This is a genomic window from Natrialba taiwanensis DSM 12281 (assembly GCF_000337595.1).
Classification (GTDB): Archaea; Halobacteriota; Halobacteria; order Halobacteriales; family Natrialbaceae; genus Natrialba; species Natrialba taiwanensis.
Genome location: NZ_AOIL01000048.1, coordinates 28,465 through 41,262, shown reverse-complemented (window position 1 = coordinate 41,262; position 12,798 = coordinate 28,465). Strand labels below are relative to the sequence as shown.

The following is a 12,798-nucleotide window of genomic DNA, read 5'->3' as shown; positions in this document are numbered from 1 at the left end:
GTATCGCAGTGACACTACAACGAACACCGTTGAGCCAGTACTGTGCCGATCGTTCCTGCTGGCGAACACAACAGTGTCAGTGATCGACCGCGCGATCCCACTCGATCCAGTCCTGTTCCCAGCCTCGTCTGGACTCGGCGCGCCGACGGGCGTGTTCGCGGTCCTCACGAGCCGTCCGATTTCGTTCGATAGCGCCGAGTTGCTCCCCGTCGACGAGGAGCGGATCGAACGAAACCGGACCTCGCTCGGAGCGCGACCCGTCGGCCGAGACGGCGACGAGTCGCTGTTGCTGGGTTCCCTGTGGAACGACCAGTCGCCCGTCCGCAGCCAGTTGCTCCACCAGGGCACGCGGCGGCGAAACGACGGCGGCTTCGAGCAGAATGCGATCGAACGGGGCGTACTCGGGAAGCCCATCCGCGCCGTCCCGGCAGTCGACGAGCACGCCGTCGTAGCCCGCATCCGCGAGGTTTCGTCGGGCTTCGATCACGAGCGGCCGCGCGATGTCGACGGCGTGGACGTTCGTCTCGCCGACGAGTTCAGCTGCGAGGGCGGCGGTGTACCCCACACCGGCACCGATGACGAGGACGGAGTCGTCGGCGGTGGGCGCGAGTGCGTCGAAGAGTCGAGCGACGGTGCTCGGCGCGAGCACGCGCGTCCCGAGGACTTCGTGCTCGCGATCGGCGTAGGCCGTGCGATCGTCGTCGATGAACTCGTGGCGGGGCACGTCCCGCATGGCGACGGCGACGGCCTCGTTCTGGAGGACGTCCTTGGCCGGGGACTCGAGTCCGTCGACCATGTCCTCTCGCAGTACCGCGGGGTCCATAGTCGACGTATCCGACGAACGAGTATGAATGGCGCGCTTGCGCTGCGGCACTGCGATCGGTTCGCGGACGCCGTCTCGGACGACCTCAAGGTACTCGCCTCGTCCATCCATAAAGAGCACCGTCACCGAACGATCAGCCGCGCATCTGGACGAATCGAACCGCCCCGTGTTCGGTTCGGTCGAGCGCCTCGGTTCCGGATTCTCCGGACCCAGTCGCGCGTTTCGTCGCCTCGACGAGCGTCTGCCGACCGGATCCGATCGGCGCGAGGATCACTCCCTCAGGCTGGAGTTGCTCGATCACGGGGTCGGGTATCGACGCCGTCGCACAGGTGAAATAGACCCCGTCATAGGGGGCGTGTTCGGCCCATCCCTCGCGACCGTCGCCGACGCGAACGGACACATCACCGTAGCCGATCTCTGCGAGGGTTTCTCGGGCCGATTCGGCGAGTTCAGCGCTGAATTCGACACTGTAAACGTTGGCCGCGCCGACGAGGTCGGCGGTAACGGCGGCGTGGTAGCCACAGCCGGTGCCGATTTCGAGCACGTCGTCGCCCGGATCGGGATCGAGCCGCGCGGCCATGATCGCGACCATGTGCGGGGCGCTGATCGTCTGGCCGTCGCCGATGGGCAGGGGCCGATCGGCGTAGGCGCTTTCGCGTCGATTCTCGGGGACGAACTCGTGACGCGGGACCGACTCGAGGGCGTCGAGCACGCGCTGGTCGTCGATACGGCGGGCGACGGTTCGAACCAGGCGCTTGCGGGCGGTCTCGTAGTCGTAGGGGTCATTGTGGTCGTTGCGGCCGTTACGGCCGAAGCGATCGAACGGGGTCATGGTTGTGTGTCGTCGCTCGCGAGCAAGAGAATGACGGGCGCACGTGCTGGCCGTGTGCAGAACAGATGTCTCAACGCGTTTTGTGTGGTTCGTCATCGAACGGTCCCGAATAGATCCGATGGAGCCGGATGGAGCCGAACGAAACCGAACGAACCGATGGAGCCGGCGACAATCGCGCCACCGTCTTCTAGGCTACCAGGCAGACCACGCACTCGTCGTCTGATCGTACGCGTAGACCCGCTTCGTGTCCTTTGCGGGCACCGTATCGCCTTCCATCTCGTATCGGTCGCGATGATACCCCTGAACCGTATCGCGGACGACGAACGCATCGATCTCGAACTCGTCGTCGCCGAACTCCTCGATCTCGCCGACCTCGAACTCGTAGTCGCCCGGGACGTGGACCGTAATGCTTCGGCTGTCGTCCCGCGAGCCGTCCTGCGGGTGGATCGTCACGCTGACCGAGACGTTGTCCACCTCGCGCGTCCAGACGGTCTGTATTTCGTCCGCCGGGGCCTCTTCGACGCGTTTGTGCCCCTCGAGTTCGACGCTCGTGACGCGGACCGTCGAGAGGACGGCCTCGGTCTCGAGGATGAACTCGTCGCCGACTTCGACGGGTTCGTCTTCGGGGGTAGTGACGTTCGCCGAGAAGGACTCGCCGTCCTGGGAGACGACGACATCGAGCGTGACCTCGCGCTCTCGTTCGGGCTGGATCTTGTGGACGTGGCTGCACTCGCTACAGCGGACGGTGAGGGTGCCGCCGCCTTCGGTGAGGACCTCGTGGACCGTCTCGAGGTCCGGCGAGCACGACGGGCACGCCGTCGGAATCCGCTCCGGAATATCGTTCATAGCACGTCGTATACGCTACGTGCCTAAAAGACGATTGGACCGCGAATCGGTCCGAGTACTCGATAGCAGCGGGCATTCTCGCCGACTGTCTCGGGTGGGTAGTCGTCGCCAGTCGTCAGTTGATCGTTGTCAGCCATCCTCCGCCGGTTCGGTTTCGTCGCCGATAGGCGTCGCCCGCTGGCCCGCGTGGACGTATCCGCGCTCGTGTGAACGCGACTCCGCGTCCGGGTGCGCCGTTCTGACGTTCGCGAACTGCACCGGGAACCCGGCCCCGAGGAAGAAATTCGGGTGATCCTGCACGTGAAAGTGGAGGTGCGGTTCCGTCGAGTTCCCCGAGTGCCCGCAGCGGGCGATCCGCTGGCCCCGGTCGACGCGCTCGCCCGGTTCGACCGCGACGCTGCCGCGCTCGAGATGAGCCAGAACGCTGTACTCGCCGCCGGCGTGTTCGATGATCACGTTGTTCCCCAGGATGCTCCGCTGGAGCGGGTCCAGCCAGCCGTCGGTCCGGTGGTAATCGCGGTAATCGTTTCGCACGCTCACGACGGTCCCGTCGGCGGGAGCGAGGATCGGCTCCCCGAAGCAGTAGAACTCGTCGGGCGGCCCTCGGTCCCCATCGGTCGTTCGGCCGTCCTCGTCGGCGATCACGAAATCGTAGGCGTACCGCTGGGCGTACAGCCCCCAGGAGTGTGAATACTCGCGGTCCGGACTCCCGTTGATGACCGTCCAGGTCCCCTCGAACGGCAGCCGGTAGTCAACCTCGCTCTCGTGGTCCGCAGGCGACGGCAGGCTCCCTCGATACCGCGCAAGGACCGGCAACTGGCCGGCCATCTGTCCGATCCCGGTGACCAACAGCACGGGCTGGAACTGAATCAGGAGCATTGCAACGACCATCCGAAGGGACGTTCCCCGGTCGTCCGTCTCGAGCCAGTCTCTCGGTGCCGGATCAGTCCGGTCGCCGTCCGAACCCGAACCCGCACCCGTGAGTAGTCCGGGGATCAACTGAAGAATCGGCCAGAAGGCCGCCAGAAAGAAGAGTGCGAACAGCTTGAGCTCCTCAAGCGAGTCGAACAGGTAGCCGGGAACCGATAGAAATCCGAGTAGCGAGACGGTTATCGGATCGGGAAGGCGACGCATGATCGCCCTCAGCCGGCCCGGATCAGCCCCCGCATCCGAATCGACCGGATGTCGTATTGCCATACTGCTCCACACAGACCGAGTCGGGATCAACGTTTGGCGAAGAACGTTTCTATAACTATTCCGGCATCTTTCGCGACTCATACTTCCGGACAAAAGTCAGTGAACACTCGATCGCGTCTCACGGATCGTCGCTCATGCCGACGACCGTTCGAGTGCGATCGACGTGTGAATAGTTTTGTCCGGCAGTATCAGTCAGTCGTGAACTCGAGTTCAGCGACCGAACCCGTCTCGTCGAGGGTCGCCCGAACGGTCGCGTCGCCGATGTCGACCGACAACTGAACGCGATGTGGGTCCGTCCCGCTCAACTCGAGTTCGACGGCGGACGTGACGGGTTCGAGTTCCCACCAGTACTGCGTTCGCAGGGGGCGACCCTGGCGGTGGTACAGCCGTTCGATTTCGGGGTGGGTGAGAAGCGCGAATCCGACCGGAACGGACCAGGCAGCGCCGCAGGCGTCGCAGGCGGCGGTAAAACGGACGGACTGTCCGGCTGTGTCGTCGGTGTCGTCGCCGTCGCCGGTGTCGCCGGTGAACTCGAACCCGGGCGTAATCGACGAATAGCACTCCGAACACGTGCCGTCGACGACCAGTTCGTACGACTGGAAGGCGAGCGTCGTCGCGAGTTCGATCAGGTCTTCGATCGACGCGGCCGCCGCCGCGTTCGGCGGCAGCGCCCAGACGAAAAGCGGATGCTCGTTCTCGCAGGAGACGGTGAGTACCCCGTCTCGGTAGGTTGCGGAGACGGCCGCCTTGCAGAACTCGCATGCACTGTCGAGCGGCGTCGGTCCGAGCGCTTCGGTGTCGGTGTCAGTGTAGGTTCCGGCGACAATCGCGGTGAGAACCGCTGAGCCCGCGTACGTGAGCCGGTAGCCGCCGTCGCACTTCTCGACGAACGCCCCCCGGAGTTGCTCGAGGTGGTAGCGAAACTGGCCGGAGTCGCGGAGGCCGACGGCTCGCCTGAGCGTCGAAAACTGGACGACCGGAGCGGCCGTGGCCGCCTGCTGGTGCTCGAGGAACGCCCGAAGAATATCGACGCGAATCGAATTCCCGAGCGCGGCGAAGGCGTCCGCGGGGTCGACGCGTGCGGAAGCAGCGTCGTTCGCGTCCGTCTCCGTGTTCGCGTCCGTCTCCGTATTCGTCTTCGGGTCCATCTCGGCGTCGGAATCGTCCGTCGTGTCGTCCATGGCGACCGATGTGCGAGCGAAGCCGATTACTGTCCCGGCAGGTCGAGTTCTTCCCCGTCGGCGTACACCGTCGGCTCGCGGATGATGCCGTCGAGGTGGATCGGCGCTTCCACGTCGCCGCCGATACCCGCGTCGTCGCCGATAGCGATGTGGACCGTGCCGCCGGCCTTCTCGTCTAACAGGACCGAGCCGACGAGTTCGGTGACGGCGACGTTGGTTCCAATGCCGAGTTCCGCGAGGTTGCGGGCGGAGTCGCCCACGTCTTCGGCCGCGTTCTCGACCGTCTCACGGATGTCGTCGTCCGAAATGTCGGTGACGAAGCCGTCCTCGACCTCGAAGGAGAGGGTCCGTCCGTCATCGAGCAGGCCGTGGGGCATCATCGTCCCGTCGACGACGAACGTGCCGGTCGCGGTCTCGGGGCTGACGAACACCTCACCCGCGGGGAGGTTCGACATGACGCCGGCCTCGTGGACGATGCCGGTGTCCGAGTGGAACTCGCGGTCGCCGATGCCGAACGTGATATCGGTTCCTGCGGGCGCGGTGACGCGGATTTCGTCCGCGCCGTCGACCTGTTCGCGAACGTCGGCGCAGTGGTCGGCGATCAGTTCGTAGTCGGCGTCGAGGCCGGTGGTGAAGACCTCCTCGGTGATGCCGGGGAGCGTGGCAACGCGTGCGCCGGCCTCGTTCGCCTCGGTGCGGGCGCGGGTGTGGCTCAGGCTCTTGGTCGTCGGGGCGAGGACAACGTCCGCGCCGGCCATTGCGGCCGCGACCGGCGTGGGCGGTTCGCTGCCGTGGGTTTCTCCCGGCGGGTAGCGGACGATCACCGCGTCGTCCGTGATCTCGCTCGCCACCTCGTAGAGGGTCTCGCCGATCGGCTCGCGCTTGTCGTCGGTAATGATCGCGCAGGATTCGTCCGGCTCGAGCGCCAGACACTGTTCGACGGCCGTTTCGGCCGGGCCGCGAAGATCGGAGTCAGCAGCGGACATACCTCAGCGTGGGCACGGCGGGCGAATATGTCTTCCCCTCCGGCGGTTCCACGCTGGCGAACTCGATAGCCGATCGGCTACGGCCGCCGGTGCGACGACGCCGTCGCCGACGCCAAACGTCCCTCTTGGAACCGCTACAACGAACATTTCACCTTGGCAGATAGTTATAGGAACGACTCGCGACGATCACCGTATGGACGAGTTCACTCGCCGAGGTGTCCTCCGTGCCGTCGGCGCGGCCGGGGCGGTCGGTACCGTCGCCGTTGCAGGGTGTCTCGACGCGTCGGCAGACGGTGCGCCGAACGGTGACGACGGGATCGACAAAGATGACGACTACGACGAGATCGCCTGGAGGTACGATACCGGCGGCAGCGTCGAGACGGTTCGAGACGGCATTCTCTACGGACAAGAGGATTTCATGGACGGCACCGGCGGCGTCCTCGCTCTCGATGCCGCAACCGGCGAACCCGAGTGGCGCTTCGGACGAACGGGCGGGTACAGTTCGTACACGGCACCCGTCGTCGACGAGTTCGTCTACACCGGCTACGGCGACGATGCGATCGGTAGCGGCTCGGGGTCAGTGTACGCGCTCGACGACGACGGTACCGAACGCTGGACGGGCGAAACGGGAAGCGTCTATCACCGGCCGCGTCTCGCCGACGGACTGCTGGTCGTCGGCAGCGACGACGGGGCCGTCCGCGGATTCGACCGCGACAGCGGCGACGAACGGTGGACCGTCTCGGTTGAGGGCGAGGACGCGGGCGACCCCGCACCAACGAGTCCGACGGTCGAAACCGTCGCGGACGGCGTCGCGTACGTCACCGCCGACGAGACCCTCTACGCGTTCGACCTCGCGAACGGCGACGAACGGTGGCGCTACGACGCCGGGAACCGGCTCTCGTCGCTCACGGTCACGGATACCGTCTACTTCACGACGCGAGAGCGTGTGGGGTCGGTCTCGGCCGACGACGGCACCGAACGCTGGACGACCGAACTCGACTCGGTGAAGCGACTCCGCGCCGTCGCCCGAGGAACCGTCTTCGTCGTTCGCGGAGACGACCTTTTCGCGATAGACGCCGCGGACGGAACGGAACGCTGGAGTGACGAACCCGACGCCGGTGCCGACACCGATCGGACGATCCGCATCGTTGCAGGAGCCGAAACTGACGGCGACGAGCGCATCTACATCGCTGACAGCGCCGACTCCGATCCCGCAACCCTGCGCGCGCTGGCGCTCGACGGCGACGAACGGTGGTCGACTGCACTCGGCGGCGCTGAGGGGGCAGCAAAGATGGAAACGACAACCGAAACGGAACCCCGCTCAATTTCGACCGCCGACGGCTCGGTGTACGTCGTGACCGCCGGTGCGATCCACCGGTACGCGTTCGGCGGCGAAAATCACTCGGCGGTGCCGATCGCCGACATCTGGAGTCACGCCGTCGGCGAACTCGCGTACGTCGGCACTCGAGACGCCGTGTACGGACTCCGCTTTTGAGCCACGATCGAAGTCGTTCGGAAACTCTCAACCGAGTAAAAATCCCTCGAGAAGCCTCGAAACGGTTATCCGACTCGGTAGTGGACTGCCGGATACAGACAATGATCAAGGTCGCGATCAACGGCTACGGTACCATCGGCAAACGCGTCGCAGACGCCGTCCGGGCCCAGCCCGACATGGAAGTCCTCGGCGTCGCCAAGACGCGGCCGAACTTCGAGGCCGAAACGGCCATCGACAAGGGGTTCCCCCTCTACGCCGCCATCGAGGAACGCGAAGACCAGTTCGCGGCCGCCGGCCTCGACATCGCCGGACCCGTCGCCGAACTCGTCGACGCCGCGGACATCGTCGTCGACGCCACCCCCTCCGGTATCGGTGCCGAGAACAAATCGCTGTACGAAGAGTACGACACGCCCGCGCTCTATCAGGGTGGCGAGGACGCTGAACTCGTCGACACCAGTTTCAACGCGCGCTCGAATTTCGAGGACGCCGTCGACGCCGATCACGTCCGGGTCGTCTCCTGTAACACGACCGGCCTCTCGCGTGTCATCGCGCCGCTTCGCGAAGCGTTCGGCGTCGAGAAGGTCCGCGCGACGCTCGTCCGGCGCGGCGGCGACCCCGGCCAGACCTCCCGCGGCCCGATAAACGACATCCTCCCGGACCCAGTGACGATTCCGTCCCACCACGGCCCCGACGTGGAGACGATCTTCGACGACTTGGACATCGACACACTCGGAATGAAGGTGCCGGCGACGCTGATGCACATGCACAGCCTCAACGTCACGCTCGAGGAGGCGGTCGACGCCGCCGAGGTTCGCGACCTGTTCGCCGACGAGTCGCGCCTGTTCCTGATCCCGGAACACATGTCGATCGACGGCAGCGGCAAGCTCAAGGAGTACGCCCTCGATGCGGGCCGTCCGCGCGGCGACATCTGGGAGAACGCCGTCTGGGAGGAGTCCATCTCGACCGTCGGCCGCGACCTCTATCTCTTCCAGGGGATTCACCAGGAAAGCGACGTGGTCCCCGAGAATGTCGACGCGATCCGGGCAGTCACCGGCAGCGCCGACGCCGAGGAAAGCATCCAGACGACCAACGAGGCGCTCGGAATCGGACTGTAACGTTCTCTCTTGGTTTTGCGATTTCTCTTGGTACAATTCTACGGTCGGACATTCTATTCCAGATAGCGTTCTATGGCTCAGAGATAGTGTTGATATCCACCGGTAACCGATTCGTTAACTCCTGTTTTGAAAATAACCCAAAGATGACGACACGATCCCAAATATTATGAGAAAGAATAATCCGATAGAGAGAAAGAGAAATAATAATTCAGAATAAATATTGCTAGTTCCTAGAGTATTAAATGCAAGTGTGAATGCGATAATAGACAAGATTGTCTCTTCAACGTCCATAGAGAGGATCAAAACTGAGTATGTTTATATTTTTCTCTACCAGTGCCACAGTAATTGTGGCCGTGTGAGTCATTCTGCCTCAATAGCATTCCAAACACACCCTCCCAGTATAGATACGCTTCAAATAGGCATTTGAGAGGGTCGTCCTAACACTCAGATCAGCTATGGGGTGTGAAATGAGTTCAGAGAATCATGCGTAGGATTATGGCCGATACTGGGTTTGCAATTACGTATCCGAAACAACTAGTTCCGACAGAAAGTTTTTCCCGCACCGGCCACTACAAGTCCCTATGCGAAGAGACGACCGCGACGAGCCCTTCGACGACCTCTTTCGTGAGATCGAGCGGATGATGAACGAGATGATGAACAACAGCGATGCGAACGTCAACTTCAACACCTCTCGGGACATCGACAGCGGCTTCGGCATGGACACCCACGTCGATATCCACGAGACCGACGACGAACTCCGCGTCATCGCCGACCTCCCCGGCGTCGAAAAGGAGAATATCGATCTCGAGTGCGACGGCAAGACGCTGACCATCTCCGCCGGCAGCGACCACCGTCAGTACGACGAACGTATCACCCTCCCCCAGCGCGTCAACGAACACACGGCCTCCGCAACCTACAACAACGGCGTTCTCGAGGTCGTCTTCGATCCCGCAGAGCAGTCCTCGGGAATCAGTCTCGAGTAAGTATCACTCGCGGTCAGACGGACGCTTCAGCCGCCCACTATCCCCCTCGTCCTTCATCGTTCAGCGTTCATCGAGTATCGACATCTCTGAGCAGTAGCAAGAGAACAAGAGAGCGTGAGAACAGCACAGGGAAAAGACACGCGCTTGCTCGAGAACACGTCAGTCGGCTGCTCGCGCCCGCGAACGAATCGCAGCCGCAAGCCGATCGTAAAAGTCCGGCTCGTACTTCGTCTCCTCGTCGATCGTCGGCCGCGCGTTCGTTTCGTTGACGACGACCGCCTCACCCGTGACAAGTAAATCGACCCCCACGAACGGAATCTCGAGCGCCCGCGCAACCGACTCGGCGAGTTCACGCCACGGTTCCGGCAGGTCGACGCCGGTGGCCTCCGCCCCCCGGTGGACGTTGTGTTTCCACTGCCCCGACGAAATCGCGTCGTCGGGAAGGCGACGCTCGACCGCCCCCGCGTACTCTCCCTCGAGCACCATCACCCGGTAGTCGGTCGCCCCGGGGAGGAACTCCTGGACGAGAAACGAGCGGTCGTCGGTCGCCCGGTAGTCGTGGACCAGCGAAAGGTAGTCGCAGATACCGAGAAACGAATCCAGGTCGTGAGCCTTCGCGACGCCGACGCCCCGCGTCGTCGAGTTCGGTTTGACAACGACCGGCGGCTCGAACCGATCGAAGACGGCCGTCAGTTCGGTCTCGGACACGTCGTTCGAAACGTACTCCGTCCGCGGGACCGGGAGCCCGGCCCGGTCGAGCCGGGCGAGCACGTCGGCCTTGTTCCGCGAGGTGAGCACGGCGTCGCGGTCGTTGAGCCACGCCACGTCGAGCAGCGCGTCGGCGACGCCACCCTCCATCATCCGTCCCGGATAGACGAAGCCAGCGCTGAACTCGTCGGGCGACCACGGCGGGTCTCCGAGCGGGACGACGCGTTCGCTCACGGGCACGTGATGGGCGCGAACGCCGCGCTCGGCGAGCGGGTCGCGCATCCGCTGAAACGTCTCCTGGTCGTTGGCGACCGCGAGATCGATCATGCTCGGGAGTCAGGATGGAAGCGGTAAAAAGCTGCTCGAGACTGCGACCTGAACGAACTCTGTGGCGAGAGTGCGACTCGGAGGAAGAGGAGAAATCACACCGTTACCGACCGCGAGTGAGCCGAGCGAACGAGCGGGCCGACGACTGCTGTGGACGAACGACTATCTGGAGTGAGGCAACGGAAGGAGAAGTGCTTTTAATCGAATTTTTGCCGAGGGCGCGGCGAAGCCGCGTCCGCAGAGCAAAACTTCGGTTTACGCGATCAGCTGCTCTTCGCCTTTCTCGACGACGACGCGACACGGCGGCGAGATCTTGTTGTACGCACGGCGGAGCGCGTCCTTGGCGAACTCGGCGTCGTCGACGTCACACCAGATCGTGAAGATGCGCTCGCCCTGATCGATCCGAGCGGCGGTACCGACGATCTTCCCGAACGCCTGGCGCATCCCGTCGGAAACACGGTCTGCACCCGCGCCAGTTGCCTGCTTGTTCTCCCGGATGACGTGGTGGGGGAACTTGCGCAGGATCATCTTGTAATTGCCCTCGCCGGCGTTTTTCAGCATGTGGCGGTTCGCCGAGAGCCGGGAAGCCTCGAGACTACCGTGGCGGAGCTGGACTTCCTCTTCCGTGATGAGGCTAATCTGGATGGGGTAATCCTCGGCGTCTGCCTGCAGGTCGCCCATCTTGTGCTGTGCAATCTTCGAGCCGGGAATGCCAGTGATGTACTCGCGTCGCGTGTAGGCTGGCTTGCTGATTTCCCGGTACATGGAGGCGGGTTTGTCGGACATGGTTGTGATTACTTACGAAAACGCAGGCCTACCGTCCGGATAAAGCCTTCGAAGCACGCGCTCGAGTTCAGTATCGGTACGTCGTCCGATGGGTCAATCTATCAGAGGTTCGAAACGACGGCTCGGTCGGGGCCAGCGACAGTGCGAGTCGCGGATCGAATGCCGCGACAGGAACCGCCACAGTCGGTGGAATTCGGCGGCGTCTTTAAGGTTCCGCCGCGGGTAATACAAGGCATGTTGAGGAGTTTCCGGATCGGCTCTCTCTTCGGAATACCGATCAAACTCGATATCACGTTCTTGCTGGTGCTCCCGCTGTTTGCGTACCTCATCGGGTCCCAGATCAGTGATGTTTCGGACATCCTGAACACAACCCTCGGTGCCGGAATCGACATCGGGTACATCACGTCCGGGGTGAATCCGTGGCTCTTTGGTCTCGCAGCGGCGCTCGGGTTGTTCGTGGGCGTCGTGTTACACGAACTCGGGCACTCGCTGACGGCCCGGCGGTACGGATTTCCGATCGACTCGATTACGCTCTGGCTGTTCGGCGGGATTGCATCGTTTACCGAGATGCCCGAGGACTGGCGACAGGAGTTCGCAATCTCGATCGCCGGGCCGATCGTCTCGGTTCTCGTCGGCGTCGGCTCCTTTGTGCTCTTTACCGTGACGCCGGTCGGATTCGACGGCGCGCGGTTCGTTCTTGCGTATCTTGCAATTCTGAATATCGCACTCGCCGCGTTCAACATGTTGCCGGCGTTCCCGATGGACGGCGGACGCGTGTTGCGGGCGTTTCTCGCCCGGTCGAGACCGTACGCGCAAGCGACCCAGCAGGCCGCGAGCATCGGGAAGTTCCTCGCGGTTCTGATGGGGCTGTTCGGTCTGCTTCAGTTCAATATCATCCTCATCGGGATCGCCTTCTTCGTCTACATCGCGGCCTCGAGCGAGGCCCAGCAGGTGACGATGAAAGCCGCCTTTCAGGACGTGACCGTCGCCGACATCATGACCCCCGCAGGCAATCTTCACACCGTATCGCCGGAGACATCGGTCGCAGAGTTGGTGCAGCGGATGTTCAGCGAACGGCACACGGGCTATCCGGTCATCGACACGAGCGGATTCGATAACGGACGGCTGGTCGGCCTCGTGACGCTCTCGGACGCCCGCGAGATCAAACCCGTCGAGCGCGACGCCTACACGGTCGAGGAGATCATGACGACGGATCTCCAGACCATCTCGGCAGACTCGGACGCGATGACCGCAATCGAACGGATGCGAGAGCACGATATCGGACGCCTCCTCGTCGTCGAACGACAGTCGCCGACACGAACCCAAACCCAGCCCCTCGGCACCGATGGCTCCACGGAGACCGTCACGGAGTCGAGAGAGCCACAGGAAGGCGACGATCTCGTCGGCCTGATCTCGCGGTCCGACGTCATGACCGCGTTCGATATCGTCCAGAAGAGCGGTGCCGTCGGACTCTCACAGACACAGCGTGCGGACTGACACCCCGTTCTCCCGCTAAAAC

The 12,798-nt window shown here is 63.4% G+C and carries 12 protein-coding genes; 4 read left to right on the top strand and 8 right to left on the bottom strand.

Annotation, left to right across the window (positions count from 1 at the left end):
• Positions 1 to 76: 76 nt before the first annotated feature.
• From C484_RS12315 to C484_RS12290, 6 genes are all read right to left on the bottom strand, one after another.
• Positions 77 to 823 carry a protein-L-isoaspartate O-methyltransferase family protein gene (locus C484_RS12315; RefSeq protein WP_049915433.1) on the bottom strand — a complete coding sequence of 249 codons (747 nt, stop codon included), beginning with the start codon at positions 821 to 823 and terminating at the stop codon, positions 77 to 79.
• Between the two features lie 133 nt (positions 824 to 956).
• Positions 957 to 1,655 (bottom strand): protein-L-isoaspartate(D-aspartate) O-methyltransferase, encoded by a 699-nt coding sequence (locus tag C484_RS12310; protein WP_006826258.1) that lies wholly within the window; start codon positions 1,653 to 1,655, stop codon positions 957 to 959.
• A gap of 192 nt (positions 1,656 to 1,847) precedes the next feature.
• Positions 1,848 to 2,501 (bottom strand): HVO_0476 family zinc finger protein, encoded by a 654-nt coding sequence (locus C484_RS12305; protein WP_006826257.1) that lies wholly within the window; start codon positions 2,499 to 2,501, stop codon positions 1,848 to 1,850.
• A gap of 129 nt (positions 2,502 to 2,630) precedes the next feature.
• Positions 2,631 to 3,698, bottom strand: coding sequence for a M23 family metallopeptidase (locus C484_RS12300; protein WP_049915409.1), 1,068 nt, complete (start codon positions 3,696 to 3,698; stop codon positions 2,631 to 2,633).
• A gap of 188 nt (positions 3,699 to 3,886) precedes the next feature.
• Positions 3,887 to 4,879 (bottom strand): winged helix-turn-helix domain-containing protein, encoded by a 993-nt coding sequence (locus C484_RS12295; protein WP_006826255.1) that lies wholly within the window; start codon positions 4,877 to 4,879, stop codon positions 3,887 to 3,889.
• A gap of 26 nt (positions 4,880 to 4,905) precedes the next feature.
• Entirely contained in the window at positions 4,906 to 5,865 is a 960-nt protein-coding gene (locus tag C484_RS12290; protein ID WP_006826254.1) for an aminopeptidase, read from the bottom strand.
• Between the two features lie 193 nt (positions 5,866 to 6,058).
• Between C484_RS12290 and C484_RS12285 the strand changes: the two genes are divergently transcribed.
• From C484_RS12285 to C484_RS12275, 3 genes are all read left to right on the top strand, one after another.
• Positions 6,059 to 7,360, top strand: coding sequence for an outer membrane protein assembly factor BamB family protein (locus C484_RS12285; protein ID WP_006826253.1), 1,302 nt, complete (start codon positions 6,059 to 6,061; stop codon positions 7,358 to 7,360).
• A 101-nt stretch (positions 7,361 to 7,461) separates the two neighbouring features.
• Complete coding sequence (locus C484_RS12280; RefSeq protein WP_006826252.1) at positions 7,462 to 8,475, top strand: type II glyceraldehyde-3-phosphate dehydrogenase; 1,014 nt, start codon at positions 7,462 to 7,464, stop codon at positions 8,473 to 8,475.
• Positions 8,476 to 9,056: 581 nt separating this feature from the next.
• Positions 9,057 to 9,458 (top strand): Hsp20/alpha crystallin family protein, encoded by a 402-nt coding sequence (locus tag C484_RS12275; RefSeq protein WP_006826251.1) that lies wholly within the window; start codon positions 9,057 to 9,059, stop codon positions 9,456 to 9,458.
• A 159-nt stretch (positions 9,459 to 9,617) separates the two neighbouring features.
• On the opposite strand, the gene C484_RS12270 is transcribed toward C484_RS12275, so the two are convergent.
• Positions 9,618 to 10,493, bottom strand: a complete 876-nt coding sequence (locus C484_RS12270) for an ATP-grasp domain-containing protein (protein WP_006826250.1) — start codon at positions 10,491 to 10,493, stop codon at positions 9,618 to 9,620.
• Positions 10,494 to 10,748: 255 nt separating this feature from the next.
• On the bottom strand, positions 10,749 to 11,279 hold the full coding sequence (locus C484_RS12265) for a 50S ribosomal protein L16 (protein WP_006110598.1): 531 nt from the start codon (positions 11,277 to 11,279) through the stop codon (positions 10,749 to 10,751).
• A 234-nt stretch (positions 11,280 to 11,513) separates the two neighbouring features.
• Between C484_RS12265 and C484_RS12260 the strand changes: the two genes are divergently transcribed.
• Positions 11,514 to 12,776, top strand: coding sequence for a site-2 protease family protein (locus C484_RS12260; RefSeq protein WP_006826249.1), 1,263 nt, complete (start codon positions 11,514 to 11,516; stop codon positions 12,774 to 12,776).
• Positions 12,777 to 12,798 lie beyond the last annotated feature (22 nt).

Excerpts from the sequence above, each read along its gene's own strand:
- C484_RS12315 (WP_049915433.1), bottom strand. The coding sequence starts at position 823 with ATGGACCCCGCGGTACTGCGAGAGGACATGGTCGACGGACTCGAGTCC.
- C484_RS12310 (WP_006826258.1), bottom strand. The coding sequence starts at position 1,655 with ATGACCCCGTTCGATCGCTTCGGCCGTAACGGCCGCAACGACCACAAT.
- C484_RS12305 (WP_006826257.1), bottom strand. The coding sequence starts at position 2,501 with ATGAACGATATTCCGGAGCGGATTCCGACGGCGTGCCCGTCGTGCTCG.
- C484_RS12300 (WP_049915409.1), bottom strand. The coding sequence starts at position 3,698 with ATGGCAATACGACATCCGGTCGATTCGGATGCGGGGGCTGATCCGGGC.
- C484_RS12295 (WP_006826255.1), bottom strand. The coding sequence starts at position 4,879 with ATGGACGACACGACGGACGATTCCGACGCCGAGATGGACCCGAAGACG.
- C484_RS12290 (WP_006826254.1), bottom strand. The coding sequence starts at position 5,865 with ATGTCCGCTGCTGACTCCGATCTTCGCGGCCCGGCCGAAACGGCCGTC.
- C484_RS12285 (WP_006826253.1), top strand. The coding sequence starts at position 6,059 with ATGGACGAGTTCACTCGCCGAGGTGTCCTCCGTGCCGTCGGCGCGGCC.
- C484_RS12280 (WP_006826252.1), top strand. The coding sequence starts at position 7,462 with ATGATCAAGGTCGCGATCAACGGCTACGGTACCATCGGCAAACGCGTC.
- C484_RS12275 (WP_006826251.1), top strand. The coding sequence starts at position 9,057 with ATGCGAAGAGACGACCGCGACGAGCCCTTCGACGACCTCTTTCGTGAG.
- C484_RS12270 (WP_006826250.1), bottom strand. The coding sequence starts at position 10,493 with ATGATCGATCTCGCGGTCGCCAACGACCAGGAGACGTTTCAGCGGATG.
- C484_RS12265 (WP_006110598.1), bottom strand. The coding sequence starts at position 11,279 with ATGTCCGACAAACCCGCCTCCATGTACCGGGAAATCAGCAAGCCAGCC.
- C484_RS12260 (WP_006826249.1), top strand. The coding sequence starts at position 11,514 with ATGTTGAGGAGTTTCCGGATCGGCTCTCTCTTCGGAATACCGATCAAA.